This window comes from Brevibacterium sp. W7.2, assembly GCF_018137945.1.
Lineage (GTDB): Bacteria > Actinomycetota > Actinomycetes > Actinomycetales > Brevibacteriaceae > Brevibacterium > Brevibacterium sanguinis.
Map to the genome: position 1 here is coordinate 2,022,400 of NZ_CP073089.1, position 26,973 is coordinate 2,049,372.

At 66.1% G+C, this 26,973-nt stretch carries 25 protein-coding genes and 3 tRNA genes; 11 read left to right on the forward strand and 17 right to left on the reverse strand.

Features of this window, described 5'->3' with window-relative positions; genetic code table 11:
• Nucleotides 1–147: 147 nt before the first annotated feature.
• On the reverse strand, nt 148–1,707 hold the full coding sequence (locus tag J9315_RS09030; RefSeq protein WP_211977621.1) for an MFS transporter: 1,560 nt from the start codon (nt 1,705–1,707) through the stop codon (nt 148–150).
• Between the two features lie 82 nt (nt 1,708–1,789).
• Here J9315_RS09030 and J9315_RS17575 point away from each other — a divergent pair, with 82 nt between their 5' ends.
• Entirely contained in the window at nt 1,790–2,338 is a 549-nt protein-coding gene (locus J9315_RS17575) for a TetR family transcriptional regulator (protein WP_211977623.1), read from the forward strand.
• 27 nt (nt 2,339–2,365) lie between these two features.
• Here J9315_RS17575 and J9315_RS09040 read toward each other — a convergent pair whose 3' ends face one another.
• From J9315_RS09040 to J9315_RS09060, 5 genes are all read right to left on the reverse strand, one after another.
• The gene (locus J9315_RS09040; protein ID WP_249120859.1) at nt 2,366–3,331 is read right to left on the reverse strand and encodes a DUF5996 family protein; all 966 of its coding nucleotides are present in this window, start codon (nt 3,329–3,331) and stop codon (nt 2,366–2,368) included.
• A 151-nt stretch (nt 3,332–3,482) separates the two neighbouring features.
• Complete coding sequence (locus J9315_RS09045; RefSeq protein WP_211977625.1) at nt 3,483–4,721, reverse strand: chloride channel protein; 1,239 nt, start codon at nt 4,719–4,721, stop codon at nt 3,483–3,485.
• On the reverse strand, nt 4,718–5,194 hold the full coding sequence (locus J9315_RS09050) for an ion channel (RefSeq protein WP_211977627.1): 477 nt from the start codon (nt 5,192–5,194) through the stop codon (nt 4,718–4,720). Before J9315_RS09050 ends, J9315_RS09045 begins: the two co-directional genes overlap by 4 nt.
• Nucleotides 5,195–5,380: 186 nt before the next feature.
• Nucleotides 5,381–5,457 (reverse strand) — tRNA-Val (locus tag J9315_RS09055).
• An 81-nt stretch (nt 5,458–5,538) separates the two neighbouring features.
• Complete coding sequence (locus J9315_RS09060; protein WP_249120860.1) at nt 5,539–6,000, reverse strand: TetR family transcriptional regulator; 462 nt, start codon at nt 5,998–6,000, stop codon at nt 5,539–5,541.
• 110 nt (nt 6,001–6,110) lie between these two features.
• Between J9315_RS09060 and J9315_RS09065 the strand changes: the two genes are divergently transcribed.
• Nucleotides 6,111–6,187 (forward strand) — tRNA-Pro (locus tag J9315_RS09065).
• A 189-nt stretch (nt 6,188–6,376) separates the two neighbouring features.
• On the opposite strand, the gene J9315_RS09070 is transcribed toward J9315_RS09065, so the two are convergent.
• The 4 genes from J9315_RS09070 to J9315_RS09090 form a co-directional block, all read right to left on the reverse strand.
• Complete coding sequence (locus tag J9315_RS09070) at nt 6,377–6,805, reverse strand: DUF1801 domain-containing protein (RefSeq protein ID WP_211977631.1); 429 nt, start codon at nt 6,803–6,805, stop codon at nt 6,377–6,379.
• Between the two features lie 266 nt (nt 6,806–7,071).
• Nucleotides 7,072–7,677, reverse strand: a complete 606-nt coding sequence (locus J9315_RS09075) for a hypothetical protein (protein ID WP_211977633.1) — start codon at nt 7,675–7,677, stop codon at nt 7,072–7,074.
• Nucleotides 7,678–9,314: 1,637 nt separating this feature from the next.
• Nucleotides 9,315–9,788, reverse strand: a complete 474-nt coding sequence (locus tag J9315_RS09085) for an Lrp/AsnC family transcriptional regulator (protein WP_211977637.1) — start codon at nt 9,786–9,788, stop codon at nt 9,315–9,317.
• A gap of 111 nt (nt 9,789–9,899) precedes the next feature.
• On the reverse strand, nt 9,900–11,522 hold the full coding sequence (locus J9315_RS09090; RefSeq protein ID WP_211977639.1) for a bifunctional 3-(3-hydroxy-phenyl)propionate/3-hydroxycinnamic acid hydroxylase: 1,623 nt from the start codon (nt 11,520–11,522) through the stop codon (nt 9,900–9,902).
• A 287-nt stretch (nt 11,523–11,809) separates the two neighbouring features.
• Between J9315_RS09090 and J9315_RS09095 the strand changes: the two genes are divergently transcribed.
• Together J9315_RS09095 and J9315_RS09100 are read left to right on the forward strand one after the other, a co-directional pair.
• A complete protein-coding gene (locus J9315_RS09095; protein WP_211977640.1) occupies nt 11,810–13,009 on the forward strand; it encodes a PLP-dependent transferase in 1,200 nt (399 codons plus the stop codon).
• A 137-nt stretch (nt 13,010–13,146) separates the two neighbouring features.
• The gene (locus J9315_RS09100; RefSeq protein WP_211977642.1) at nt 13,147–13,902 is read left to right on the forward strand and encodes a MerR family transcriptional regulator; all 756 of its coding nucleotides are present in this window, start codon (nt 13,147–13,149) and stop codon (nt 13,900–13,902) included.
• Between the two features lie 62 nt (nt 13,903–13,964).
• On the opposite strand, the gene J9315_RS09105 is transcribed toward J9315_RS09100, so the two are convergent.
• The 3 genes from J9315_RS09105 to J9315_RS09115 all read right to left on the reverse strand — a co-directional run bounded on the left by J9315_RS09105 (nt 13,965) and on the right by J9315_RS09115 (nt 15,364).
• A complete protein-coding gene (locus tag J9315_RS09105) occupies nt 13,965–14,369 on the reverse strand; it encodes an HIT family protein (protein ID WP_140955058.1) in 405 nt (134 codons plus the stop codon).
• A gap of 70 nt (nt 14,370–14,439) precedes the next feature.
• Nucleotides 14,440–14,907, reverse strand: a complete 468-nt coding sequence (locus J9315_RS09110) for a redoxin domain-containing protein (protein WP_211977644.1) — start codon at nt 14,905–14,907, stop codon at nt 14,440–14,442.
• Between the two features lie 13 nt (nt 14,908–14,920).
• Nucleotides 14,921–15,364 carry a DUF3052 domain-containing protein gene (locus J9315_RS09115; protein ID WP_249120861.1) on the reverse strand — a complete coding sequence of 148 codons (444 nt, stop codon included), beginning with the start codon at nt 15,362–15,364 and terminating at the stop codon, nt 14,921–14,923.
• A 214-nt stretch (nt 15,365–15,578) separates the two neighbouring features.
• On the opposite strand from J9315_RS09115, the gene aceE reads away from it, so the two are divergent.
• From aceE to J9315_RS09145, 6 genes are all read left to right on the forward strand, one after another.
• Nucleotides 15,579–18,374 (forward strand): pyruvate dehydrogenase (acetyl-transferring), homodimeric type, encoded by a 2,796-nt coding sequence (aceE, locus tag J9315_RS09120; RefSeq protein WP_232623588.1) that lies wholly within the window; start codon nt 15,579–15,581, stop codon nt 18,372–18,374.
• Between the two features lie 141 nt (nt 18,375–18,515).
• Nucleotides 18,516–19,715 carry a helix-turn-helix domain-containing protein gene (locus J9315_RS09125; RefSeq protein WP_198498697.1) on the forward strand — a complete coding sequence of 400 codons (1,200 nt, stop codon included), beginning with the start codon at nt 18,516–18,518 and terminating at the stop codon, nt 19,713–19,715.
• Between the two features lie 56 nt (nt 19,716–19,771).
• Entirely contained in the window at nt 19,772–20,707 is a 936-nt protein-coding gene (locus J9315_RS09130) for an ACP S-malonyltransferase (protein ID WP_198498696.1), read from the forward strand.
• A gap of 8 nt (nt 20,708–20,715) precedes the next feature.
• On the forward strand, nt 20,716–21,717 hold the full coding sequence (locus J9315_RS09135) for a beta-ketoacyl-ACP synthase III (protein WP_137825492.1): 1,002 nt from the start codon (nt 20,716–20,718) through the stop codon (nt 21,715–21,717).
• A gap of 120 nt (nt 21,718–21,837) precedes the next feature.
• Complete coding sequence (locus J9315_RS09140) at nt 21,838–22,089, forward strand: acyl carrier protein (RefSeq protein WP_137825491.1); 252 nt, start codon at nt 21,838–21,840, stop codon at nt 22,087–22,089.
• 68 nt (nt 22,090–22,157) lie between these two features.
• The gene (locus tag J9315_RS09145) at nt 22,158–23,399 is read left to right on the forward strand and encodes a beta-ketoacyl-[acyl-carrier-protein] synthase family protein (RefSeq protein WP_198498695.1); all 1,242 of its coding nucleotides are present in this window, start codon (nt 22,158–22,160) and stop codon (nt 23,397–23,399) included.
• 156 nt (nt 23,400–23,555) lie between these two features.
• On the opposite strand, the gene J9315_RS09150 is transcribed toward J9315_RS09145, so the two are convergent.
• Together J9315_RS09150 and J9315_RS09155 are read right to left on the reverse strand one after the other, a co-directional pair.
• Nucleotides 23,556–24,047 carry a DUF3145 domain-containing protein gene (locus J9315_RS09150; protein ID WP_140955218.1) on the reverse strand — a complete coding sequence of 164 codons (492 nt, stop codon included), beginning with the start codon at nt 24,045–24,047 and terminating at the stop codon, nt 23,556–23,558.
• A 132-nt stretch (nt 24,048–24,179) separates the two neighbouring features.
• Complete coding sequence (locus J9315_RS09155; RefSeq protein ID WP_198498694.1) at nt 24,180–24,386, reverse strand: hypothetical protein; 207 nt, start codon at nt 24,384–24,386, stop codon at nt 24,180–24,182.
• A 244-nt stretch (nt 24,387–24,630) separates the two neighbouring features.
• Here J9315_RS09155 and J9315_RS09160 point away from each other — a divergent pair, with 244 nt between their 5' ends.
• A complete protein-coding gene (locus tag J9315_RS09160) occupies nt 24,631–25,401 on the forward strand; it encodes an SRPBCC domain-containing protein (protein WP_198498693.1) in 771 nt (256 codons plus the stop codon).
• An 85-nt stretch (nt 25,402–25,486) separates the two neighbouring features.
• Here the strand turns inward: J9315_RS09160 and J9315_RS09165 are convergent.
• Together J9315_RS09165 and J9315_RS09170 are read right to left on the reverse strand one after the other, a co-directional pair.
• A tRNA-Ile gene (locus J9315_RS09165) sits at nt 25,487–25,560 on the reverse strand.
• A gap of 122 nt (nt 25,561–25,682) precedes the next feature.
• A complete protein-coding gene (locus tag J9315_RS09170) occupies nt 25,683–26,939 on the reverse strand; it encodes an EAL domain-containing protein (RefSeq protein ID WP_198498692.1) in 1,257 nt (418 codons plus the stop codon).
• Between the last annotated feature and the right edge of the window lie 34 nt (nt 26,940–26,973).

Here is a 26,973-nt window from a genome sequence, read left to right on the forward strand (position 1 = left end):
GATCATGGCAACATTTCGCCACCCTGGCAATGGGGCAAGCCCACTTCCCAGCCTCGGCGATCACCGCAACTGCCCGGAGCCCGGCAGCCGTGGGGCCTGCTCATCCGGCAGTGCGCCGGTCGGGGCGCACTGCCGGATGGGTGTGGATCAGGCGTCCTGATCGACGTTCTCGCGGTTGCTCTCGGCGAGATCGGCCTCAGCGGAGACGCCGCGGAGCATGATGCCTGCGAAGATCGCCACGGCCACGAGGATCGCCGTGGCGATGCCGCCGGTCAGCGACAGCGCCGTCGTGAAGGACTCCATGGCTGCCGATGCCAGGGCTGCGCCGATGTCACCGGAGATCTGCTCCGCGTAGAGCAGCGCCGCCGCAAGGGTCTCCTTGGCGGCCTCGAGCACCTCGCCGGGCAGTCCTGCCGGCACCGAGTCCTCGAGGTTCGTGCGGTAGAAGCCGAGCAGCACGGATCCGAGGACTGCAATGCCGAACGAGGTGCCGACCTCGTAGCCGGTGTTGCTGATCGCCGCAGCCTGACCGGATTCCTCGGGGCGGACCGAGCTCATGATGATGTCGTTGGTCAGCGTCAGACCCACACCCGCGCCGAGACCGACCAGAGAGAGGGCCACGGCGATGACCCACGGGTGGGTCTCCGGGGTGAGCGTCAGCAGGATCGCGAACCCGCCCGCGGTGACGAGCATGCCCGCGGTGACGATGATCGACGTCGGAATGCGCTTGACCAGTGCCGCGGCGACGAAGCCCGCACCGGCCGAGACGAGCGCCTGCGGCAGCATCCACAGGGCGGATTCGATGATCGAGAGTCCCGCGACGAGCTGGAGGAACTGCGTGAGCGCGAACATGGCGCCGACCAGGGCGAACACCGACAGGAAGTTCGTCACCACGGCACCGGTGAAGGCTCGTCCCTTGAAGAGGCGGACGTTGATCATCGGCAGAGGCATCCGCAGCTGCCGGATGACGAAGAGGACGAGGAGAACGAGACCGGCGACGAAGGTGACGACGGCGATGCCGGGCTCATCGCCCTCGGCGAAGGTCTTGACTCCGTAGATGACGGCGATCATCCCGGCCAGGGAGAGGACGATGCTGAGGAGGTCGACGCGACCGGGGTTGGGGTTCCTGCTCTCCGGGACGAGGAAGGGCGCGAGGACGAGCAGGAGGATCATCACCGGGATGTTCATGAGGAACGCGGCATGCCAGCTGAACGCCTCGATGAGGGCGCCCCCGACGATGGGTCCGGCCGCGGCGCCGAGTGCTCCGGCCGCCGCCCACACGGCCATCGCGGTGCGACGCTCGTTGCGGTCGAGGAACATGTTGCGAATGAGTGAGAGAGTGCCGGGCATGATCGCGGCACCGGACATGCCGAGGAGGGCCCGAGCGGCGATGAGCATCCAGGCCTCTGTCGACAGAGCGCCGATCACCGAGGCGATCGCAAAGCCGACCGCGCCGATGAGGAGCACCTTCCGCCTGCCGAAGCGATCACCGAGTGAAGCCATGGTGACGAGCAGGCCGGCGAGCATGAGCGAGTAGATGTCGAGGATCCACAGCTGCTGCGCACCGGAGGGTTCGAGTTCCGCGGTGATCTCGCCGAGGGCGAAGATCAGCACCATGCTGTCGATGGCGATGAGCAGCATCGGCAGCACGAGCACGGCCAGACCGACCCAGGTGCGGGCTGTGGCCCGAGGGGGTGTGGTGTCCATGAGGTTCCTTCTCCTTTCGAGTTACTTCACCAATGAGTGTACTACACCGAAAGGTATACTTATGACATCGAGAGGAGAACCCATGGCACGACCGAGCGCACGACGCAAACTCATCGAGGCGGCACTGACCGTGGTGGAGGAGCGAGGGATCACCGCCCTCACGCTTGACTCCGTCGCCGAGGAGGCGGGGGTGACCAAACGCGGCCTGCTCTACCACTTCGCGAGCAAGCACGCCCTGCTCGCGGGCATCCATGAGCATCTGGCCGCGCGCATCGAGGAGGATCTCCTCGCCGCGACCGGAAAGGCACCCGAGGAGGCGAGTCTCGTCGAACGCACCCGCGGCTACGTGCGGGCAGCGCTGAAGACGCCGAGCACCGTGGAGCTGCGTCTCATCATGGAAGCGGCGAACGAACCGGAGTGGATCGCGCCCTGGGAGGAGGTCTATCGACGCTGGTTCCCCGATGAGGGCGTCCCCGTCGATGAGCTCGATGACGTCTCGCTGCGGTGCCTGGTCGCCCGCATGGCCGCGGACGGCTCCTGGGGGTATGAGAGCATTCTCACCGCGCCGATGAGCGCGTCAGCGCGCGAACGCCTCATCGGCCGGATCCTCGCCGACCTCGGCGAGGAGTGATCGCGCCTGGGCGAAGACAGACCTCGCTCAGTGCTCGTGGGAGCTGAGATCGGCCGGCGGCAGGTATTTGATGAGCCGATCCTGATCGACGTCGAGGATCCTGCGGTCCCAGTTCGCGAGGTCCGCGGCGCGGTCGTAGACCTCGTCGAGGAATGTCAGCAGCGTGCCTTCGGGATCGTCGGCGGTGCGGACATCGGCGTAGGGCAGGAGGTACTCCCCCAGGCTCGCGTCGTATCCGCCGGCGGTGAGCTTCCCGTCGTAGTAGCCTTTCGGCGCCGGATACGCGTAGGCGTAGAAGGAGCCTTCGTCGCTGCCGCCGGCCCAGAACCCGACGGCGACGTTCTCCCGGTCCTCGGCCTCGGCCATCACCCAGGGCGGGCAGTTCGGGGGTGAGGCCGTGCTCGGTGGGGCGACTCGTCCCGAATAGCGGGTGGCTGACAGGTCCATCGACCCCCAGAACAGTTGGACGGGGCTTGCTTTGCCTGCGAATCCGGCGCGCCAGTAGGCGAAGACGTCATCGATGTGCTGGAGCTGTCGCCACCACAGCCGCACGGCGTCGGCATCGTATTCCCGCGGCCGTGTGTCTTCGGCGAACGGGGTGGCCTGGGGCAGCTCGTTCGGCCATGCCCACACCGTGCACGGGGCGCCGAGCCTGGTCAGGGCCGCCATGACGGCGGCGTAGAAGTCGGCGACCGACTGGGGCTTCAGGGGCACGGTCTCGATGTCGCCGGTGCTCGCTCGCAGCACGAGTTCGTCGGCGATGAAGTCGAATTCCGCGTCGAAGGTCCGTCCCTGTTGGCGCATGAGGATCTGTGTGCGCAGTCCGCGAGCGCTGACGTCATAGGTGACGTTCCACCAGTGGTTGATGAGCGTCGTGGAGACCAGTTCGATCTTTCCGACGATCTGCAGCCACTGGTGCAGGTTCTCCCGCGTGCCCGTCCAGTCATCGATGCGCAGCTGCGGCCACGAGGACCCTGTCATTTCCGTTGCCATCGCCCACCCGACCTTCTCGTGGTCACAGGCGCGCCTGTGACCGATGGAGTTTCGCTCAACCTAGAAGGTGCGCGGTCACCCGTCAAGGCCAGCGCCGGTGGATGTGCCGGATCGTGTCATCACCGGACGTTCTCATCGCCGGCGACTGTGGTTAGCGCGCGGCCTCGGGAGGCGGTAATTCGCCGTCGTCTGGGGCATCACCGCTGCCGGGGATGAGGTGGGTGACGAGGTAGGCGATGCCCGCCCCGACGACGAGCGGCAATGCCACCGGGGTGTCGACGAGGAGGACGAGGATGAGGAGAACGGCCAGAGGGCGACGCCATCCGACGGCGGTTGTCGCCGCCATGCCAGTCGCCATGGCCGCTCCGACCTCAAGACCCGGGACGAGGACGGCAGCGGCGGCGCCGATGGCCGAACCGATGAAGATCAGCGGGAAGAACTCCCCGCCCCGCCAGCCGCTGACGAGGCAGAGCGACAGCGCGACGATCTTGGCCGCCGCGACGAGGAGCAGCGTCGGCCAGGCTCCGGAGTCGGTGAGCACCTGGAGATCGTGCAGTTCATGATGGCCGGAGAAGCGGACGAGGGGGACGACGGCGGCGAGGGCGGCGAAGAGGACTGTACCGAGGGCGATCGTCGCCCAGGTGCGGCGGATGCGCTGCGCTGCGACCTCGAGCAGATGGTGGAGGGCGCGGAAGGCCAGGCCGGCGGCTGCCGCGATGCCGGCGACGGCGAGCAGCCACGGGCTGAAGTAGGCGACGTTGACCGGTGGCAGTGAGATGCGTGCACCGCTGCCGTCGGGCATCACTCTCATCACGGCGAGGAAGACGAAGAACCCGGCGAAGGCCGCGCCGAATTGGAGGACCTTCTGCGGACCGAGTTGGTCGCCGTCGATGGCGGCCGCGCCCGGTGGGGACCCGTAGAAGCCGCCGAGGGCGCCGGCGCTGCCGGCCTGGCCGATCGTGCGGCGCATGGCGACGTCTTCGCCGATGAGGTGGGCGACGATCGTCGAGAGCTGCGCGACGACGGCGACGATGCCGGCTTCGGGTCCGATGGCACCGCCGAAGGCGACCGCGACGATCGCGGCGAAGGCCGTGGTGAGCACGGCCCGCCGAGGCAGTCCGTCGGGATCACCGGACTGCTTGAGCAGGGTCTGGAGATCCTCGGTCGGGGCGGCTCGGTCGATGAGGATGAGCAGGGCACCGCCGGCGAGGATGGTCACGAGAATCTGGGTCGTCGTATCACTGAAGAGTTCGTCGCCGGCTCCCCAGACGAGGTTCTGGAGGGCGGTCATGCCGCTGAAGGTCAGCGCCGCGACGAGTCCTGCGATGCCGCCGTAGACGATGGCCAGCAGCGTCAGGCGTGGGGTGACGCCGGCGAAGCGCGCCCTCACGGGTGATTCCCCGACGCAGTCGGACCGGCCTGCCGTCGGCTGACGATGCGCGAGAGTTCACTGGCGAAGAGTCCGAGGAAGACGAGGTCGAAGACGAAGACCGCGGAGACGAGGATGCGCGAGAGCTGACCAGTGGCGACGATGTCACCGTAGCCGGTCGTCGTCATCGTCGTCAGCGTGAAGTAGAGGGCGTCGACGCGGGTGTCGATGCCGTCGAACTCGGCGGGATTGTTCGTCGCGACGACGAAGAAGACCGCAGAGAAGGTGGCAGCGACGAGGACGAAGGAGAGGACGAGGAGCGGCAGATTGGTGTCCGTGCGGCGCAGGCGCAGCAGGGCGAAGGCGAGGACCGACAGCGCCGCCGCGGTCGCGAGCAGACGTTCGATCGCACCCATTTCGGAGCTGGCCAGGGGAACCGTGAAGTAGAGCGCGAGGACGGCCAGGGGTCCGACGATGAGACTGAGTGCGCGCAAGCCTGGGGAGCTCATGAGCTGCTGCCTGGTGGGGCGTCGGCTGGGTCGGCCGTCTGAGGAGGGGTCGTTCACGCCTTGATTGTATGCGGGTCAAGCTGGGCGGAACCCGATGATGCGCGGCGAGGCCGGGGTGCGCACGGGGTGACGGGCACGGAGGGACAACCTCCTGAAACGGAATGTTCTGCCTGGTGGGCCCAGAGGGACTCGAACCCCCGACCCTCTCGGTGTAAACGAGATGCTCTAGCCAACTGAGCTATAGGCCCCAAACGCGCGTGTTCAGTATGTCATATCCCCGACCCGCTGCTGAAACCAGTGACGCCGGGGTTGACCCCACCCCAGCCGGGTCAGTCCTGTTGCCGCAGGATCCCGGCGGCCACCTCGGCGAAGCGCTCCCCTGCACCCCCGTCCGCGACGTCGAAGAGGGTGCGGTTCTGTTCGATGGCGACCGCACCGAGGGCGAACGACAGCACCGCCGCCGAGGTGGTCGCCCCGAGCCGTGCCGGGGTCAGTCCGGCCGGGGTGACGTCGTCCGGGGCGAGCGAGTAGCCGAGCATGAAGATCTCCGCGCCGTCACGGAACCGCAGCAGCACATCGCGCAGCGCAAGAACGGTGACGAGCGGGTCCGCGGTGGCCGGGGCGCGGCCGTCGACCTCGGCGCCCATCTTCTTCGCGATGAGCACGAGGAGGTCCTGCTTGTTCTTCACATGCCAGTAGAGCGCGGAGGGCTGAACGTCGAGCTCACGGGCGAGACGACGCATCGACAGATCGCCCAATCCGTAGCGTGAGAGCACCTCGAGTGCGGTCATCGTGATGCTCTCAGCACTCAGCGCCAATGAGACGTACCTTTCACTTTTCGACATTCCCCGCGCTCGATTTCTCAAATGCGCGATCCCCTGGCTATAGTAGTTGCTGGTCACGGGATATGGCGCAGGTTGGTAGCGCGCCTCGTTCGGGACGAGGAGGTCGTGGGTTCAAATCCCGCTATCCCGACCAAGTGAAATCTCGGGGCATCGCACGCGCGATGCCCCGAGATTCTTTCGTTCCAGAGCGGCTCCCCCGCCGATTCCTCGCCGGCCCTACCGGCCTCACCTACTTCTCCGTCCACCAGCGCAAACCGGGCCTGAACATCGGATCACGGCCACCGCAGAGGACCTGAGAGCCGCCGCGTGCCGGGCAGAACCCTCACAGCTGCGGTTCGGGGTCGTCCTCACGGGCGAAGGCGATCGCGATGAGCTGCCGGAGGACCGCCTCGTCGATGTCCTCGAGCTTCTTCACGTACACGCACCCGGCCCCTTCGGTGTACGTCCCGAGCTTCGGCAGCAGAGCCGCACCGTCCGGAAGGTCCTTGAGGCCGTAGAGCGACAGCTGCGCCTTCCGCGGGGAGAACGCGGTCTTCGGCCACACCCCATGATTGCGCGGATTGACCGGCGACCGGTAGTGATACTCGCCGTAGCCGACCATCGACGGCCCCCACATCACCGGGTCGACCCCGGTCACCTCGGTGAAGATCTCCTCGAGCCGCTGACCGTCGACACGGCGCTTCGCCGGGGTCGCGGCAGCGATGAAGGCGTGGACATCGGCGTCGGTCGGTTTCGTCTTCTGTTCGGCCATGGATCGATTATCGCCGAGGCGGTCGACCCTGTCAGCCCACGTCGCGTGCTCAGCTCTCCGGCAGCCAATCGGTGCCGTCCTCGACCCGATAGATGAGGTTCGTCCGCGTATGGGCGACCGCCGGGTACCCGGTGAGGTAGTCGAGGACGAAGGCCTGGACCGAACAAATTCTCGGGCTCCAGGGTGACGAACCCAGAAATCGGAAAAATGGGGACTCCAGTCGGCGTTCGCTCGGCCGTCAGAGAGTCCCCATTTGCTCCCTCGAACTATAGATCAGACTCCCACAAATCGAAAGCCTTCAGGTCTGTTACTTCTCGGTGGATCCTGTTTAAGGTAACAGCTCGATCCTCTCTGATATCACGTGATTGCTCATCATCTTGCTGAGCCTTAGCAGATGTCACTCGCCACACCTTGGGATCCAACCAGTCCGCGGGCCATAACTGCAGAAACACATGATCTTTCGCAGGTTGGTCCATTTCGATCAAGTCATCGGAGCCCGTTTCGTCCCGTCCCCGAACGTGCACACGTATTCGATAGCAAACCCCCAACCTCACAGTCACGGCGTCCGGATCTTCACCATCAGAATCTTCACCTTCAGAAAACATCCCAACCAAACCGACAGGACCAGTATCAGTCGCTCGCGCGCTGACTTCGACAACATCATCCCAATCGTCAATCGAACCAGAGGGTGGTTGTTCATACATCTCGATCGCAACATCGACAGGCCCATACATGGTTCCCGTATGTATGGTGATTACGCCATCGGATTCAACGGTGACCGATCCCCCTATGACGTCTCGCTTAGAGACGGTCGATTCCAACGGGAACAGGATCAGTCTCCAGCCTTGAGTGTGGGCTATGAATTTGAACACTGCGCAATCTCCTTAAAGTACTTGCACATAGAATGAATCTCCGCTTAAAATTCGAGCTTCCCTATAAAATTTGCTAAGGTCGGACCCCGCCGTCGAGTTCTCGGTCGCGGGAATCATCCAAGCACTAAAGCCTTTCGCCCCGGTCACGCCGATAGGATAAGACTTATCGGAAATATTGCAATTGTTGAAGCTGCGTCCGGATCCACCGCCGTAGTACGCGCCCTGCTGTGTGGATGCGAACGGGTATTCATCGCACGAGTACCCGGTGGGTCTTTTCAGACGCGTGGGACAAGCCTTTGCACGATTTTTATCGGCTACTTGACCGCTTGTTAGCTTCGTCAGCGGCTTTGACCGGCCCGGCAATCCGCTGTTCTGCGCCGCCGCAACATGTTGAGCGAATCCGGGATACGCGCCTCTGTCGTAGCCAATCGCGACTTCGCCCTTCGACATAATGCATCCCGCCGAATAGCTCTTTGATTCCCTATCGCATCTGATTGGGCTTGCCCCTGCATAACTGAAAGGCACGGTTTGCGCGACTTTCGCATGCTTAATAGTGAGCGACCACGAGAGGGATTGATTACTCCGCGTGCTAGATCCCGTCCAATTGTAGTAATTTTCGGCATTCAATGTCTTTCCAGCCTGGAGAATTTTTCCGGACAGCGATGTCGCACTACCCGTTCGCGCGCAATTCCCTGTACACTTAGGACTGTTTCCGACGATAGAAAATTGATTTCCCGTACCTGTCGTCTTCGTAGTCACGATGCTGAGTTGATTAGCCATCTTAGTTTGATTTGTTGCGCTGTACTGATACACGTAAACTATACCCGCCACAGTACCCAGCACTTTACCGCGACCGGAATGGTGGTTAACTGAGAAGGGAGTACCCACGCACCCGTTCGTTCGATCAGAGGATCGTATGCCTGGTCTGCATAGGTTTTTTGGAAGAGGTACCGCTGCCCGCGCAGGCAGTTCCGACGATTGCTCTTCGCCAAATGATGCACATATACGCGAACCGTCAGTTGACTTTGTGCAAGTTGTTTCTGCTTTTACTCGGGACTCTACTTGCCCTAATTGCGAATCATCTGAGAGGCTTTTGTTTTTTCAAGTTTCGTCGCGTCTATAACGATTTTATCGTGAGCTGAGTCCCTCGAAGTAGAGGGGTTGCTGCGAGCACCCTGATCAGTATTTGACGCCTCGTCCGCATAAGCTTTTGTGCTCTCCGATAGTATCATGAAACTGAGCAACATTGCAATCGCGACTAGCGATGCGATCACATGGTATAGTCTAGCGTTTTTCACCCGTAGTGTCCTTTCTGTAGACTGACGGAAGCCTACCGGATGTCTGGCTAAATTCATTAACAAGACCGCGGCAGCGGCGCGCCTAGAGAGTCTTCGGGCTCCGCGTAGTCTGAAGGGTTCGACGTCGGACAGTTTTGTGAGGCTGTCTCGCTCGAACGTGGCACACATAGAGCCGTGAGGAGTGCGCCCGGTAGGCAACGCGTACGACGTCTTACGTCCCGTCCGTTTCAGATGAAACTACGCAGCGAAGTATGCACTCGCCTGTTGGCGACCTTTGCGATTGGTATGTTCAGTCGGGACCCGTGATACGTCCAGATGGATGGATGGTGCGGTTATTAGTCACCCGTCCGGCAGCCAATCGGTGCCGTCCTCGACCCGATAGATGAGGTTCGTCCGCGTGTGGGCGACCGCCGGGTACCTGGTGAGGTAGTCGAGGACGAAGGCCTGGACCGCCTCGGTGTCGGGAGCGACGATGTGGAGGAGATAGTCGTCGGCGCCGGCCATGTGATACATCCGCACGACGCCGGGGAACTTCGGCGCCGCAGCGGTGAAGGCGTCGATCTGCGCCCGGTCGTGCTGGGCGAGTCGGATCGAGATGAGGGCCTGGAGCGGAATCCCGAGCGCCGATGTGTCGATGTCGACGCTGTATCCGCGGATCACCCCGCTCGAGCGCAGGCGCTTGAGCCGCAGCGACACCGTCGACTCCGAGATCCCGACTGCGGCTGCCAGAGCTGCCCCCGAAGCGCGGGCATTCTCACTCAGGGCCGAGAGCAGATGCCGGTCGATGTCATCGAGCTCGATCTTCTGCGACACGGTGCCCGCTCCCCTCAACTGATCCGTCTCGGAGAGTCTACGCACTCAGGGGCACCCGCTCCCAGCTCGCAGATGCTCCCCGCAGAGACTGTGCCCGGAGACGGTCGTCGCTCAGGCCTGCGCGGCAGCAGTCTCCGGGACGGCGGTCGCCGCCGGGGACACCGTGAGTGAGGCCCGCTCGGCGAGGCGGTCGAGGAGCGCGCCGAGCTCCGCGGAGTCGGCGGCATGACCGAAGACGTAGTAGTCGGGGCGCACGATGACGATCGGTGAGCCGATGTCGCGGAACCAGCGCGAGTAGTCGGCGTCGACGTCGACGACGCTGTGCTCCGAATCGAGCTCGGCACGGCTGACATGAGCGTGGACCATGCCCAGCGCATCGATGATCGCCCGCTGCTCCGACGTCAGGTCGTCGAGATAGTCACCGCGGGAGGACAGCAGCGTCCACCCTGTGCCGATGACGTCGTCAGCCAGACCGTCCCGGCCCTGTGCCTCCACTCTGGCCTGCAGACCGAGGCGTCCGACCACCTCGGTGCTCTCACCGCCGTCGAGGACACCCTCGTAGAGCCACGGCAGGACCGGCGGCGGGACGTCCCCGGCGAGGAATGCGGCATCACGGGCCGCGACCTCCTCAGGATCCTTCATGCAGACCACCCGACCGAGGGCCATCGAGGCCTCGATGTAGGCCCGGGCATGAGGGCGCCGTTCGACGGTGTAGGCGTCGAGGAGTTCTTCGGCCGCGCTCCCGGAGAGCACGAGGTCGAGCTTCCACGCGAGATTGACGGCGTCGCGGAGGCCCGAGGACAGCCCCTGCCCCATGAACGGGGGCATGAGGTGAGCGGAATCTCCGATGAGCAGCGTGCGATCCTGGCGGAACGTCGAGGCGATGAGAGAGCGGAAGCCGTAGACCTTCTTCCGCACGATCGTCGCGTTGTCCGCACTCAGCCCCCACCGCGACAGCAGCGACCAGATCGTCTCCTCCGTCGCCATCTCCTCGGCGCTCTCACCGTCGAGCAGCATGAACTCCCACCGCGCTGTGTGCCGCCCGAGCCAGCGGAAGAGGGACACCGGGCGCTCCGGGTCGCAGATCTGACCGGCGTCGGGCATGTCGATGACCATGTCGCGATCGTGGGGCTCGATGTCGGTGACGAGCCAGTCCTCCTCGAAGCCGAGGTCCTCCCATTCGATGCCCACCTGCCGGCGGACGAGGGAGTTCGCACCGTCGGCCCCGATGAGGTACCGCGCCGTCACCGTCTTCTCCCTGCCCGTGGGGGTGAGGCCCGCCTCGGTCTTCTCGACCTCGCGAAGGCGAACCTCGACATGGTCGGGGTGGTTCGTCACCTCGGTCGCCTCCCACCCGAGCTCGACCGTGACACTGGGATGCCTGCCGACCGCGTCGAGCACGGCCGCCTCGAGCTCCGGCTGATAGAAGAGGTAGTCCGACTTCCATCCCGAGGGCGTCGGAGCATTCCAATCGATCCGCAGGAGCAGCTCCCCCGCCGCATTCACCCAGTCGTAGTCGGGAATCGGAATGGCCTGCAGGCGGAACGTGTCCGTGGCCCCGATGCCCTGGAGGATCCGCATGATCTCATGATCGAGATGTCCGGCGCGCGGCAGCGGGTAGGTGCCGGGCCATTTGTCGAAGGCGGCGACCGTGTGGCCCTTGGCCCCCAACAGCGCCGCGTGCACCTGTCCGACGGGACCGAATCCGACCTGAATGACATCGACATCAACCATGGGGCAACTCCTCCTTGAGTTGGGTCATCATGTGATATTAAACATAATGATTATGTTCAATGAGCTTAGGGACAAGAGCCGGCCCGGTCAAGACTCGACGACCTTGTGGAGGCTCCTCTCAGCCGCACCGCGTCGGTGCTCGACGGCGCGGAGCACCGGCGGCAGAATCTGCGGTGCGCGTCACGTCACCGCTCGCTTCGTCAAGGATCCTGCCGGAACAGGGTCGAATGCAGAAGATTATTGATGATTCCTTGCAGTCGTTGAGAGAAACCCGATTGAATTCCGCCATGACCTCTCTCCACCCCGAATCACCCCTTCACCCCGAAACCCTCATGGTCCACGGCGGCATGGACGGCCTCACCGAGGCGGGCGTCCACGTTCCCGCGATCGATCTCTCGACGACGAACCCGGTCGGCGACATCGACACCGGCGGCGAATCGTACGAATGGCTCGCCACCGGCCATCCCCTGCGCGAGGGCGACTCCGCCGTCTACCAGCGCCTGTGGCAGCCCGGGGTCGCCCGCTTCGAATCCGCTCTCGCCGACCTCGAACACGCCGAGGAGGCCGTTGCCTTCGCCACCGGCATGGCGGCCCTGACGGCGGCGCTGCTCGCCGCGGTCAGCGCCGGCACCCCGCACATCGTCGCGGTCCGTCCGCTCTACGGCGGCAGCGACCATATGCTCGACTCCGGTCTCCTCGGCACCACGGTGACGTGGACGACGCCCGAGGGGATCGCCGCGGCGGTGCGGGACGACACCGGACTCGTCATCGTCGAGACCCCGGCGAACCCGAGCCTCGACCTCGTCGACCTCGATGCCGTCGTCGCGGCGGCGGGCGATGTTCCCGTCCTCGTCGACAACACCTTCTCCACACCCGTCCTCCAGCGCCCGATCAGGCACGGCGCCGTCCTCGTCCTCCACAGTGCGACGAAGTACATCGGCGGCCACGGCGATGCGATGGGCGGGATCATCGCGACGAACTCCGCCTGGGCGACCCGACTGCGTCAGGTCCGTGCGATCACCGGCGCCCTGCTCCACCCGATGGGCGCCTACCTTCTCCATCGCGGACTGCGCACGCTCGGGGTGCGGATGCGCGCCGCCCAGACCACCGCGACCCAGCTGGCCGAGCGCCTCAGCGCCCATCCGGCGATCGCCGCGGTCCACTACCCCGGACTCGAAGGCCAGGATCCCCACGGTCTGCTCGGCCGCCAGATGGCCGGACCCGGCGCGATGATCGCCCTCGATGTCGCCGGCGGCTTCGAGGCGGCCCGCACCTTCGTCGAGAACTGCCGCCTCGTCGTCCACGCCGTCTCCCTCGGCGGCGCCGACACCCTCATCCAGCACCCCGCGTCGCTGACCCACCGTCCCGTCGCCTCCGAGGCGAAGCCCGGCGACGGACTCGTGCGCCTCTCCGTCGGCCTCGAACACGTCGACGACCTCGCCGAGGACCTCTTCACCGCCCTCGACGCGGTCCGCGCCGCCGCGTGAACACGCGTCTGTGGCCACAGACCTGAGGTGATGGAGCCGAAGTCGCTCCTCTCCCTCGGTTCTGTGACCACGAACGCCGCTGCCGCGCATGAGCGGGTGTTGACATTGACGCGACGTCAACTTCTACGCTGTTTCCCATGGACTGGTCCATACAGGAAACAGCGCGACTGACGGGCACGACGAGCCGGACTCTGCGTCACTACGACGCGATCGGCCTGCTGTCTCCGTCGTCGAGGGCCGCCGGTGGCAGCCGACACTACGACGAGGACGCCCTCGTCCGCCTGCAGAGGATTCTCCTCCTGCGGGAGCTCGGCCTGCCGCTGGGTCGGATCGCGGAGGTGCTCGAGACCACCGCGGATCCGATCACCGCCCTCGAGGACCACGTGCGCAAGCTCGGACGCGAGCGAGCGCGCCTGGAGCGGCAGATCGCCGCCGTCACCGCGACGATGACACGACTGAAAGCAGGTGAACCGCTCATGGCGGAAGAGATGTTCGATGGCTTCGACCATCGAGAGCACGAAGACGAGGTGCGGCAGCGCTGGGGCGATGCCGCCTACGAGACCTCGGAGAAATGGTGGAACGGGATGAACGACGACGAGCGCCGGTCCTGGCAGGACGATGCCCGCGGACTGGCCGCGGACTGGACGACCGCCGCCGAGGCGGGGGTTGACCCCGATTCGCCCGAAGCCCGCGATCTGTCCCGCCGTCACATCGAGTGGCTGACCTCGGTGCCGGGAACCCCGGCCGCCGATCCCGCCGGCGACACCGACGGCTACGTGCGGGGACTCGCCGAGATGTACGTCGCCGATCCGCGGTTCGCCGCGAACTACGGCGGACAATCGGGTGCGGAGTTCGTCCGCGCCGCGCTCGTGTCCTACCTCGACGCGAACTGACGCTCACCGCGCGCTGAGTGCGCTGAGCGCTGAGCGCCGAATGAGCTCAGCGCCCGCAACGCTCAGGACTGCTGGGACAGGGCCTGCCGAATCCTCTCGGCGGGCCCTTCCAGCGTCTGCGCGTCCTGCATCGGGGCCCGGTCGGAGATGTCGAAATCGGCCATCGACGTCGTCGGCCAGACATGGATGTGGACGTGGGGCACCTCGTAGCCGACGATCATCATCCCGATCCGCTCGCACTCGAACGCGGCCTCCTGAGCACGGCCGATCCGCTTCGCGACATTCATGAGGTGATCGAGGAGGTCGTCATCGAGGTCCGTCCACGCGGAGATCTCCTCGCGCGGGACGACCATCGCATGTCCCTCGGTGAGCGGGGAGACGTCGAGGAACGCGACGCACCGGTCGTCCTCGTAGACGAATGCTCCGGGGATCTCTCCGTTGATGATCTTCGTGAAGATCGTGGCCATGGCGGTCCTCCTCGGTCGAGGGCCGCTGCTGCGCGGCCCAATGTGATGCGGTCGCCGGGCTGCCGGTGGGTCAGGCGATGCCGGCGGCGATGCGGGCCTCGATCGCGAAGTCCCGGGTCTCGGTGCGTGCGACCTGGCGGCCGCTTTCGATCGTACCGGCTTTCGTGATGACGAACACACCGCGCTCGGCGACCCCGTGGTCCTCGTCGAAGACGCCGTAGGCGCGTGCCACGGCACCGTGGGGCCAGAAGTCCGAGCCGATCGAGAGATTGACGCCCCGTTCGGCGCCCCACGCCGCCAGCGTGTACTTCGCATCCGCGGTGATCGCGATGACGGTGAGGTCATCGCCGGCCGCATCCGCGTCGTCCTGGACGTCCTGCAGGGCCCGGATCTCGTCGCCGCACACCGGGGAGAACGCATAGGGCAGGAAGGCGAGGATGACCACGGAGCTGCCGGTCGCCTCGGCGAGGGTGATGGTCCGGCCGAACTGATCGGTCACGGAGAAGTCGGGAGCCCGGTCACCGGGCCCGGGAATCATGGACGGCCTGCGCTCACGAGTAGTTCTTCTTGCCGACGAGGCGGAAGCCCGCCCAGTCCTCGGCCGCGGACACGGTCGAGGTGACGTGCATGCCGGCGGTCGGCGCCGCTTCGGAGATCTCTGCCGGGGTGATGTGGCCGGGTCGGTTGGCCTTGGGAGAGAGCAGCCACACGACCCCTCCGTCCTTGAGGGTGACCTGAGCGTCGACGAGCCCGTCGATGAGGTCGTCGTCATCGGACCTCCACCACATGAGGATGACGTCGAACACGTCATCGACGTCGCCGTCGGCGATCTTCTCTCCGATGATGGTCTCGATCGCCTGGCACAGATCAAGGTCGACGTCGTCGTCGTAGCCGATTTCTTGCACATAGTCCCCCGCTGCCAATCCGAGATTGTGTCCCAGTTCGGTCGGCAGGGTCGACGTGGAAGAGGTCCTTTCAGAAGCGGAGTTGCTCATACTCACATTGTTCCGCCATTTGCAGACGGGGGCAAATGTCGGCGCGCCCGTTCTCCCGGCCGTTCTGCGGATTCCGTCGTCGTCAGCCAGATCACAGGAGACGGCAGAGCGAAGACGGCCGCCGCGTACTAGGCTGGAATCGAATCCGGTGGACCCTGGGCTCTGTGTCATCACCCGAACCGCATTCCATCGGCAGAACGCGACTTCGCCACCAATGCAGGTCGCGGAGGGAAGAGAGGACCACACTGTGGACAATCGCAATCAGGGCGGACCGATACTCAACGGGCTGCCAAGCCAGGTGCCTGACATCGATCCAGAGGAGACAGAGGAGTGGTTGGCCTCTCTCGACTCCCTCATCGATGAAGGCGGGCGCTCGCGCGCACGCTACGTCATGCTGCGGATGCTCGAGCGCTCGCGCCAGAAGCAGATCGGCGTGCCCAGCCTCACCGCCACCGACTACGTCAACACGATCGGACCTGAGAACGAACCCTGGTTCCCCGGTGACGAAGAGGTCGAGCGCCGCTACCGCCGGTGGAACCGCTGGAATGCCGCGATGCTCGTCCACCGCGCCCAGCGCCCCGGCATCGAGGTCGGCGGCCACATCTCCACCTACGCCTCCTCGGCGACTCTCTACGAAGTCGGTCTCAACCACTTCTTCCGCGGCAAGGACCACCCCGGCGGCGGCGACCACATCTTCTATCAGGGGCACGCCTCCCCCGGCATGTACGCCCGCGCCTTCCTCGAAGGCCGGATGACCGAGGAGGAGCTCGACGGATTCCGTCAGCAGCAGTCCCACCTCATCGACGGCAAGCCCGCCGGCCTCCCGTCCTACCCCCACCCGCGGCAGCTCGAGGACTTCTGGGAGCACCCGACGGTCTCGATGGGCCTCGGCCCGATGAACGCGATCGCCCAGGCCCAGTTCGACAAGTACCTCCACAACCGGGGGATCAAGGACACCTCGCAGCAGCAGACGTGGGCGTTCCTCGGCGACGGCGAGCTCGACGAGCCCGAGAGCCGCGGCATGCTCCACGTCGCCGCCTACGAGGAGCTCGACAACCTCAACTTCGTCATCAACTGCAACCTGCAGCGACTCGACGGACCGGTGCGCGGCAACGGCAAGATCATCCAGGAGCTCGAAGCGTACTTCCGCGGGGCCGGCTGGAACGTCATCAAGGTCGTCTGGGGCCGCGAGTGGGATGCGCTGCTGGCCAAGGACCGCGACGGCGCCCTCGTCAACCTCATGAACGAGACCCCCGACGGTGACTACCAGACCTACAAGGGCGAGTCCGGCGGATTCGTGCGCGACAACTTCTTCGGCCGCGATCCGCGGACGAAGGCAATGGTCGAGAACTACTCCGACGAGCAGATCTGGCAGCTCAAGCGCGGCGGCCACGACTACCGCAAGGTCTACGCCGCCTACAAGGCAGCGTTCGAGCACACCGGGCAGCCCACCGTCATCCTCGTCAAGACCGTCAAGGGCTACTCGCTCGGTCCGCACTTCGAGGCGCGCAACGCGACGCACCAGATGAAGAAGATGACGATCGACGACCTCAAGCTCGCCCGCGATCACTTCCAGATCCCGATCTCCGACAAGGAGCTCGAGGAGAACCCGAAGCTGCCGCCGTACTACCACCCGGGACCCGACGCCCCGGAGATCAAGTACCTCCAGCAGCGACGCGCCGACCTCGGCGGGTACTCCCCCGAACGGCGCAGCACGTACGTCGACCTCGCCCTGCCCGGGGACAAGGCCTACGAGGCCGGACGCCGCGGCTCGGGCAAGCAGACGATCGCGACGACCATGGGCTTCGTCCGCGTCCTCAAGGACCTCATGCGCGACAAGGAGTTCGGCAAGCGCATCGTGCCGATCATCCCCGATGAGGCCCGCACCTTCGGCATGGACTCGTTCTTCCCGACGGCGAAGATCTACAACCCGCACGGGCAGAACTACATCTCCGTCGACCGCGACCTGTTCCTCGCCTACAAGGAGGCGATGGACGGACAGCTCCTCCACGTCGGCATCAACGAGGCCGGCGCGACGGCGGCGCTGACCGCGGTCGGCACCTCGTACGCCACGCACGGCGAGCCGATGATCCCGTTCTACATCTTCTACTCGATGTTCGGGTTCCAGCGCACCGGTGACTTCTTCTGGGCCGCCGGCGACCAGATGGCCCGCGGCTTCGTCCTCGGCGCCACCGCCGGACGCACGACGCTCGTGGCCGAGGGACTCCAGCACGGTGACGGTCACTCGCACCTGCTCTCCTCGACGTACCCGTCGGTGATCTCCTACGACCCGGCCTACGTCTACGAGATCTCCCACATCGTCAAGGACGGACTCAACCGGATGTACGGGCCCGATGACGGCCGGGATCCCAACGTCCTCTACTACCTGACGATGTACAACGAGCCGATGGTCCAGCCGGCCGAACCCGAGGACCTCGACGTCGACGGCCTGCTGCGGGGCATGTACCTGCTCAAGAAGGGGCCGGACAACGGAGGTCCGAAGGTTCAGCTCATGGCCTCGGGCGTCGGTGTGCCGTGGGCGCTGGAGGCCCAGGAGCTCCTCGAGAAGGACTGGGGCGTGTCCGCCGACGTGTGGTCGGTGACCTCGTGGACCGAGCTGCGCCGCGACGGCCTCGCCGCCGACGATGCGCGCCTGCTCGACCCCGAGGCCGAGCCGCGGATCCCGTTCGTCACCGAGAAGCTCCTCGACGCCTCGGGTCCGGTCATCGCAACCTCGGACTTCATGCGGGCCGTGCCCGACCAGATCCGGCAGTACGTGCCCAACCACTTCACGTCGCTGGGCACCGACGGCTACGCGATCTCGGACACCCGTCCCGCGGCGCGCCGGTACTACCTCGTCGACGGTCCCTCGATGGCGACGCAGGCGCTCATCTCGCTTGCCGACACCGGGGTGATCCCGATCGACAAGGCTGCCGAGGCGGCGAAGAAGTACCAGCTCGACGATCCGCGGGCGGGCGCCTCCGGTTCGACCGAGGGCGCCGGTGCGTGAGCCTGAACAGGTGAGCAGCCGCACACGCTGAGTGGCGGAAATGGCCGGAGTCGACAGGACTCCGGCCATTTCTGTCCCCGATGACAGATTTTTGTGCGTTTCGCACAAGCGTTTTGTCCCACGGGCTTTAAGCTGGAGTCCATGACCTCCGACACTGAGACTCTCCGTCGGCGAGCAGAGACGGGTCGACGTCTGCGCGCAGGCGTCGGCGTCCTCTCCACCGTGACCCTGCAGCGACTCGACACCCGGCTGCCCTGGTACCGCTCGATGTCACCATCGGACCGCTCCTGGGTCGGGCTCCTCGCCCAGTCGGGCATCAGCTCATTCATCGACTGGTACCGGCAGCCCGACACCGATCTGCGGGTCGTCAGCGAGATCTTCAAGTCCGCTCCCCGCGACCTCATCCGCGCCATCAGCCTCCAGCAGACCCTCCAGCTGCTCAAGGTCGTCGTCGAAGTCGTCGAGGAGCGCGTGCCCGACATCGCCCGCACCGCCGAACAGCCGGCGCTGCGCGAAGCCGTGCTCATCTACTCCCGCGAGATCGCGTTCGCCGCGGCCGACGTCTACGCCCGGGCGGCCGAGGCCCGCGGCAGCTGGGACGCCCGGCTCGAGGCGATGGTCGTCGACGCCCTCGTGCGCGGGGACTCCGTCGACGAACTCGCCAGCCGCACCGCCGCCTTCGGGTGGCAGTCGGAGGAACCGGTCACCGTCCTCGTCGGCCGCGCCCCGCAGCGGTCGGCGAAGAAGGGCATCGAGGTCATCCGCCGCAAGGCCCGGAAATGGGCCGAGGACGCGCTCGTCGGCATCCACGACAACCGTCTCCTCATCGTCCTCGGCGGCGTCAGCGACCTCGACACCGCGGTCGAGGACCTCTCGGACTGCTTCGGTCCTTCCGAGGTCATCGTCGGTCCCAGCGTGCCGACGCTCGCCGAGGCGGCCACCTCGGCGAAGGCGGCGATCATGGCGCTCAAGGCCGCCACCGCCCGTCCCGACTCCCCGCGCCCGGTCAAGGCCGACGAGCTCCTGCCCGAACGGGCTCTGGCCGGCGATGCCGTCGCCCTGGGCGAGCTCATCGCCCGCTACTACGAGCCGCTGACCTCGGGCACCGGCCAGCTGCTCAAGACCGTGAGCGCCTACGTCGAGTTCGGCTCCTCCCTCGAAGCCACCGCGAAGGCCCTGTCCGTCCACCCCAACACCGTCCGGTACCGGCTGCGGAAGATCACCGAGGCGATCGGGCTCGATCCCACAGTCTCCCGGGACGCGTTCGTCATCCACATCGCATTGGTGTACGGACGACTGTCAGATGCCGGGCTATTGTCGCAAGGCGACAAAACGCAATGACGCCCGACAACCATCCGTTAGATTGAACAGCGACGTCGAACGAAAAGAGATTCTCAGTGCTAGTCATCACGTGCCCAGGTCAGGGCGCCCAGAAGTCAGGCTTCCTCGAGTCCTTCCTCGAACTCGAGACCTTCTCAGCACAGATCGATGAACTCGCCGCCGCGTCGGGCATCGACCTGCGCGCGCACGGCACGACCTCCGATGACGAGACGATCAAGGACACCGCGCTCGCACAGCCGCTTCTCGTCGCCGCGGCCATCGCCTGCGCCGCCGAGCTCGGCGTCACCCCCGACGTCGTCGCCGGCCACTCCGTCGGTGAGATCGCCGCCGCGCAGATCGCCGGCATCCTCACCCCCGCCGATGCCATGCGCTTCGTCGCAGTCCGCGGCGCCGGCATGGCCGAGGCCGCAGCCGCCACGCCGACCGGCATGTCCGCCGTCGTCGGCGGGGAGCCCGCGGACGTCCTCGCCGCGATCGACGCCGCCGGTGCCGCACCGGCCAACGTCAACGGCGGCGGCCAGACCGTGGCCGCCGGTGCACTGCCGAACCTTGAGGCCCTCGCGGAGAACCCGCCCGAGCGCGCCCGGGTCATTCCGCTGCCCGTCGCCGGGGCCTTCCACACCGAGTACATGGCACCGGCCGTGCCGACGCTCACGGAAACCGCGGCCGAGCTCACCGTGACCGATCCGAGCCTGCCGATCCTCACGAACTCCGACGGCAGCGTCGTCGACAGCGGCGCCGCCTACGTCGACCTCCTCGTCTCGCAGGTGACCAACCCGGTGCGCTGGGACCTCTGCCAGGAGACGCTGCAGCGCCTCGGCGTCACCGGGCTCATCGAGCTCGTCCCCGGCGGCACGCTCACCGGCATCGCCCGTCGGGCGCTCAAGGGCGTCGAGACCTACCCGATCAAGTCAGCCGCCGACCTCGACGGTGCGCGTGAGTTCGCGGCCGCCCATGCAGGCGCCGCGGCCAACGCCGGAGAAGAAGGATGACCACCGCCATGCCCACACTCAACACCGCACAGACCGGCCGGTTCTCGAAGATCGCCGGCATCGGCGCCTACCGCGCCGAGAACCTCGTGACCAACGACGAGATCGCCGGTCCGATCAACTCCTCGGACGAGTGGATCCGGCAGCGCACCGGCATCGTCACCCGCCGCCGGGCCAGCAAGGACGTCGGCGTGCTCGAGATGTGCGAAGAGGCAGCCCTCGAGGCGATCGCCTCGGCGGGACTCAAGCCCGAGGACATCGGCGGCGTCATCATCTCCACGGTGACCTTCCCCTACTTCACGCCCTCGGCTGCCGCTGCACTCACCGACCGCATCGGCACCGGACCGGTGCCCGCCTGGGACATCAGCGCCGCGTGCGCCGGCTACTGCTACGGCATCGCCCAGGCCGATGCGCTCGTGCGCGCCGGCACGATGGACAACGTCCTCGTCATCGGCGCCGAGAAGCTCTCCGACGTCATCGATCCCACCGACCGGTCGATCTCCTTCATCCTCGGCGACGGGGCCGGAGCGGTCGTCGTCACCTCGGCCGATGAGCCGGGCATCTCGAAGACCGTATGGGGGTCGAAGGGCGAGAACTGGTCGACGATCCGGATGACCGAATCGCTCATGGACGTCCGCGACGATCGCGACCTGCCGTTCCCCACCCTGCGCCAGGACGGGCCCACCGTCTTCCGCTGGGCCGTGTGGGACGGCGCCGAGGTGGCCAAGAAGGCTCTCGAGGAATCGGGGGTCGAGGCCTCCGACCTCGCCGCCTTCATCCCCCACCAGGCGAACATGCGCATCATCGACGAACTCGCCAAGCAGCTGGGTCTGCCCGAGTCCGTCGTCATCGCCCGTGACATCGCCGACAACGGCAACACCTCGGCGGCCTCGATCCCGCTGGCCACCGAACGTCTCCTGCGCGAACAGCCCGAGCTCAGCGGCGGACTCGCCCTGCAGATGGGATTCGGCGCCGGACTCGTCTACGGCGCCCAGGTCGTTCGCCTGCCCTGAGCGCCCGTGGCGCGGGCGAAATCACCGCGCGAATGACCTAAGATATTCGGCGGGACACTCGTCGATACCGTTCCAATCCGACCGGGGACATCTCGGTTGTCACTAGAAAGTAGGAAAGAAATGGCATTCACCGAAGCTGAAGTCCTCTCCGGACTGGCAGAGATCGTCAACGAAGAGACCGGCCTGGCCGTCGAGGCCGTCGAGCCCTCCAAGTCGTTCACCGACGATCTCGACATCGACTCGATCTCCATGATGACGATCGTCGTCAACGCCGAGAAGAAGTTCGGCGTGAAGATCCCGGACGACGACGTCAAGGACCTCGTCACCGTCCAGGATGCCGTCGACTACATCAACAAGGCCCAAGAAGCCTGAACATCTGAGGACGCACACGGCCCGTCCACCGACGGGCCGTGTCCCACACTATCGACGAGGTTTTCACCATGACACCAAAAGTTGTCGTCACCGGGGTTGGTGCGGTGACCCCCTTGGGCGCCACTGCCGATGAGACCTGGCAGGCCCTGCTGGCCGGTCAGTCCGGCGTGTCCACGCTCGACAACGACTGGGCCGAGAAGTACGGCCTGACCGTCGACTTCGCTGCGACGGTCGACCCCGAGGTCGTGCCCGAGAAGCTCAAGCGGGTGCAGGCCAAGCGCCTCGACCCCTCGAGCCAGTTCGCTCTCATCTCCGCCCGTGAGGCCATGGCCGACGCCGGTCTCGAGGAGACCGATCCCGAACGCACCGCCGTCTCCTGGGCCACCGGCATCGGCGGCGTGTGGACGCTGCTCGACGCCTGGGACACGCTCAAGGACGAAGGTCCGCGCAGCGTCATGCCCCTGACCGTGCCGATGCTCATGCCCAACGGCCCGGCTGCCGCGATCGGCATGGAGTTCAAGGCCCGCGCCGGTGTGCAGACGATGGTCTCGGCCTGCGCGTCGTCGACCGAGAGCCTCGGTCACGCCTTCGACCTCATCGCGAACGGCGACGCCGACATCGTCATCGCCGGCGGATCCGAAGCCGCGATCCACCCGATCACCCTGGCGGCGTTCAATTCGATGCAGGCGCTCTCGCGTCGCACGGATTCCCCCGAGACCGCTTCCCGCCCCTACGACGTCGACCGTGACGGCTTCGTCATGGGCGAGGGCGCCGGCGCGCTCATCCTCGAGACCGAGGAGCATGCGAAGGCCCGCGGGGCGAAGATCTACGCCGAGGTGGCCAGCTGGGGCATCTCGAACGACGCCTACCACATCACCGGCAACGAGCCCGAGGGCAAGTACGCGCTCAAGGCGATGGAGGATGCGCTCGAGGCCGGCGGCCTCACCCCTGCTGACATCAAGCACGTCAATGCGCATGCGACGTCGACGCCGGTCGGTGACATCCCCGAGTCCGTGGCGATCGCCGAGCTCCTCGGCGACTCCGTCGACGACACGCTCGTCAGCGGCACGAAGTCGATGACCGGTCACCTTCTCGGCGGTGCCGGGGCGGTCGAGGCGATCTTCACGGTCAAGGCGCTCGAGACGCGGACTGCTCCCCCGACGATGAACATCACCGAGGTCGATCCCAAGGTGAAGATCAACATTGTCCGGGACACTCCCGCCCAGCTGCCCGATGGTGACATCGCCGCCCTGTCGAACTCCTTCGGGTTCGGCGGACACAACGCGGTCGTCGCCTTCAAGTCGGTGTGATCGACTGACACACGTTCTGTCACACGACGAAGGGCCCCAGCTTCGGCTGGGGCCCTTCGTCGTGTCGCAGAGGAGGCGCACACGTCGGAGGCAGAGACGTGCCCACTTATCGTCGCGTGAGTGAGCAGCGCAGGAAGCGCCGCAGGTGTGCCGGAGTCAGCCGACCTTCGTCAGCCAGCGCACGGGGGCGCCCTCACCGGCGTGGCGGAACGCGTCGAGCTCTTCGTCCCACGCTTCACCGAGGGCGAGGCCCATCTCGTGGGCGAGCTTCGCGGGATCTCCGCCGGCGCGCTCCATGACGGAGCGGATGCGGTCCTCGGGCACGAGGATGTTGCCGACGGTGTCGGTCACGGCGTGGTAGATGCCGAGGTCAGGAGTGTGGCTCCACCGTCCGCCGTCGACGCCGGCCGAGGGTTCCTCGGTGACTTCGTAGCGCAGGGAGTCCCATCCGCGGAGTGCCGATGCGATGCGAGAGCCCGAGCCCGCCGGCGCGCGCCAGCAGACTTCGGCGCGCACGAGGCCCGGTGCTGCCGGCTGGGGTGTCCAGTCGAAGCGTGCCTGTGCGCCGATCGCCCCGCCCGCTGCCCATTCGATGTGCGGGCAGAGCGCGCGAGGTGCTGAGTGGACGAAGAGTACGCCCTGTGTCATATCCATGTGTGCCTCCTACCTCGGATACGTCTTCCCCTACGATCCGAAAGGAGGTACTCCGCTCATGATAGTCGACAAACAGACGTGAGCCAAGTAGCGAAATGCCTGATGACACGCGGTTCTTCTCGTCGGTCAGGAGCGGCGGCGATGCATCTGCTCGGTCATCGTCTCCAACCGCGAGAGGCCGCTGACGGCGGCCCAGCCGCGCACGGCTGTGAGCACCCATCCGTCGAGGCCGAGGTCCTGCCACGCGAGGCGTTCGGCAGCGGGGCACACAGCCCGCCCGATGACGAGGAGAACACCGATCATCATCCCGACCACAATCAGCAGCACCATCATCACCAACTCCTCCCACCTGTGCAGCGACTTTCGCTCCCTTTTCAGCATGAACCTCTGGGCCCTCAATGAAAAGCAAATCATTGTGAATGATCATCAGGCAGAGATTTAATGATCGAGCTCTCTCCTGGGGACCGATTGCCTTCGCGGTTCCCCGGGCTGGGGTCGTGGCCGACGTCGCTGCCCGGCGAATCGAGTCCATGCCGGGTCTAGACAGGTGACTCATGAGTCACCTATCGTTGCGTCCGTGGCCACTTCCGATGACGACGCGGTTCTCCTGGCGCTCTCCCATCCGAGTCGACGGGCGCTTCTCGACGCCCTCCATGACCGGGACGGGCAGAGCGTGAGCGAGCTCGGGCAGGTCCTGCCCGCTCTCGGACGCCATGCCGTCCTCAAGCACGTGGGCGTGCTCGAGGACGCAGGATTGGTCACCTCGCACAAAACCGGGCGCATCCGCCACTGCTATCTCAATGCCGCGCCGCTGGTCGCGCTGGCCCACCGCTGGCTCGACGACTACGCGCTCGAGTGGGGGCAGGCATTGAACCGACTGAAGAGCACATCCGAACGGAGACCGGAGATCATGAGCAGCACCGCACCCCTGCACCGCCACGCCATCGTCATCGACGCCTCACCCGAACGGGTCTGGACCGCACTGACCGAAGAGACCGCCTCGTGGTACTTCACCACGACGTTGAACTCGTCGCTGGAGCCCGGCACCGCATTCACCTACACCTACCCTGACGGCCGAACTGCCGCCGAGGGCACGATCATCGCGGCCGACCCCGGCCGCCGCCTGGAGATGATCTTCTCGCCTGCCTGGGACGACGCCGTGGCGCCGGAGGCTCCTTTCCGCCTCGTGTGGTCCCTCGCATCCCGGGGCGAGTCCACGCTGGTGACGATCGATCACTTCGACCTCGACCCGTCCACTGAGACCGCCCGCCAGGTCGACCACGGCAGCCTGGTCCTCATCTCCAACCTCAAGACCTGGATCGAGACCGGTGCGCCCATGCACGCCTGAGGTCTCGCCTGACTGGCGGTGTCCGGCGACGACGAAGCCCCGCATCTCTCGCCGCGGTGAGAGATGCGGGGCGATCGCACAGGGGTGCCCCCGGCCGGACTTGAACCGGCGACCAAAGAATTATGAGTTCCCTGCTCTGACCAGCTGAGCTACGGGGGCGAGCCGTGACCAGATTAGCACCAGAAGGCCGGCAGCTCCCATTTCGCGCGGATCGTGAGAGAGCGTCGACCCAGAGCCGGCAGAGCACGCTCGACGGTGGGGCGAACTGCGCGGCCGACGGGTCAGTGCGCCGAGGTGCTCGGGGAGATCCGAGTGAGCACGCTGCGGGCGGCGTCGACGCACGTGTAGCGCTCGGTGGTGATGTAGACGTCGTACTCGACCTGCCCGTCGCTGCCGGGATCGTTGCGGCGGGCGGCGGCGACGAGGCCCGACCAGTCGGGTCCGACGACGACGACTCCGTGCTCCTTGCGCATCGGATCGGAGGCGTCGACGACTCCCCCGCGCACCCCGGGCACCGGCGGAGTCGTGAAACCGCCGGAGAACATCGCCGTGAGTCCGACCGTGTCGCGGATCCGCTCATACCGGTCGTAGGTCGCCTGGGAGAACGTCTCCTCGTCCCCGAAGACGCCGAGCGTGATCGTCGCCGCACCGGAGGCCAGAGCCCGCTCCTCGAGGGCGGCGATCTGGGCGATGAGCAGCTCGCGGTTCATCACGAGAGGCTCCCGTCGCAGGCCCTGCGCAATCGAGTACGGGGTGCCGAGCGCCGGGAGGTTGCGCGAATGGTGATCGGCGAGAGCGTCTTCGACCGGCGGGGCGAACGGCTCGGGCTCACGGGTCGAGCGACCGAAGTACGGACCCGACATGAAGCGGGCGCCGAGTGCCTGCACCCGGTCGAGATCGTCCTCGCTCGAGACGCCCTCGGCGAGGATGACCGCTCCGGTCCGCTCGAGGTGGGCGTGGAGGAGCCGATTGAGCTCGGCCAGCTGCGCACTGCATTCGATGGTGAGGACGTCGGGATGGAGGCCGACGACCGAGGGGTTGACGAGCGGCACGAACGACGTGCTGCGCAGGTCGGGTCCGACCGAGGACATTCCCACGCCCCACCCCATCGACCGGGCCTGGCGCACCGACCGGAGGACGGAGGCCGGGGAGGAGGAGACGCGGTCGGCGTCGAGCTGGAGGATGCACGAGCGATCGGGTTCGGCCGTCCGATCCTCGAGCGTGGCGAAGGACTCCTCCTCGGCGTGGAGGAAGAGGCGGTTGGAGTTCGGCAGTCCGGCCGCCTCGGCGGTGCGCAGGGCGGTCGCCCGCATCGAGGCGTCGATGTCGCCGATCATCGCTGAGGCGTGCATCGCCTGGCGCAGGTTCTCCGACTCGGCGTGGCCGAGAGCGGGGTCGCCGATCGGCGCTTGGAGGATCTGGTAGCCCACGGTGTCGAAGGTGAAGGAGTCGACCACGGGTGCGAAGAAGGTCTCGATCCCTCCCGACCGCACCAGCTCCTCGAGGGCCAGGTCCTGATCGTTCGCCGTGCCTACCACCGTCTGTCCTTCCCTGTGAAAACCTGCGTACACA

Coding starts and splice junctions, on each gene's coding strand:
- J9315_RS09125 (WP_198498697.1), top strand. CDS start 18,516: ATGACCTCCGACACTGAGACTCTCCGTCGGCGAGCAGAGACGGGTCGA.
- J9315_RS09030 (WP_211977621.1), bottom strand. CDS start 1,707: ATGGACACCACACCCCCTCGGGCCACAGCCCGCACCTGGGTCGGTCTG.
- J9315_RS09155 (WP_198498694.1), bottom strand. CDS start 24,386: ATGATGGTGCTGCTGATTGTGGTCGGGATGATGATCGGTGTTCTCCTC.
- J9315_RS09070 (WP_211977631.1), bottom strand. CDS start 6,805: ATGGCCGAACAGAAGACGAAACCGACCGACGCCGATGTCCACGCCTTC.
- J9315_RS09140 (WP_137825491.1), top strand. CDS start 21,838: ATGGCATTCACCGAAGCTGAAGTCCTCTCCGGACTGGCAGAGATCGTC.
- J9315_RS09110 (WP_211977644.1), bottom strand. CDS start 14,907: ATGATTCCCGGGCCCGGTGACCGGGCTCCCGACTTCTCCGTGACCGAT.
- J9315_RS09100 (WP_211977642.1), top strand. CDS start 13,147: ATGGACTGGTCCATACAGGAAACAGCGCGACTGACGGGCACGACGAGC.
- J9315_RS09090 (WP_211977639.1), bottom strand. CDS start 11,522: ATGGTTGATGTCGATGTCATTCAGGTCGGATTCGGTCCCGTCGGACAG.
- J9315_RS09060 (WP_249120860.1), bottom strand. CDS start 6,000: ATGACCGCACTCGAGGTGCTCTCACGCTACGGATTGGGCGATCTGTCG.
- J9315_RS17575 (WP_211977623.1), top strand. CDS start 1,790: ATGGCACGACCGAGCGCACGACGCAAACTCATCGAGGCGGCACTGACC.
- J9315_RS09105 (WP_140955058.1), bottom strand. CDS start 14,369: ATGGCCACGATCTTCACGAAGATCATCAACGGAGAGATCCCCGGAGCA.
- J9315_RS09095 (WP_211977640.1), top strand. CDS start 11,810: ATGACCTCTCTCCACCCCGAATCACCCCTTCACCCCGAAACCCTCATG.
- J9315_RS09135 (WP_137825492.1), top strand. CDS start 20,716: ATGCCCACACTCAACACCGCACAGACCGGCCGGTTCTCGAAGATCGCC.
- J9315_RS09040 (WP_249120859.1), bottom strand. CDS start 3,331: ATGGCAACGGAAATGACAGGGTCCTCGTGGCCGCAGCTGCGCATCGAT.
- aceE (WP_232623588.1), top strand. CDS start 15,579: ATGCAGGTCGCGGAGGGAAGAGAGGACCACACTGTGGACAATCGCAAT.
- J9315_RS09150 (WP_140955218.1), bottom strand. CDS start 24,047: ATGACACAGGGCGTACTCTTCGTCCACTCAGCACCTCGCGCGCTCTGC.
- J9315_RS09115 (WP_249120861.1), bottom strand. CDS start 15,364: ATGAGCAACTCCGCTTCTGAAAGGACCTCTTCCACGTCGACCCTGCCG.
- J9315_RS09145 (WP_198498695.1), top strand. CDS start 22,158: ATGACACCAAAAGTTGTCGTCACCGGGGTTGGTGCGGTGACCCCCTTG.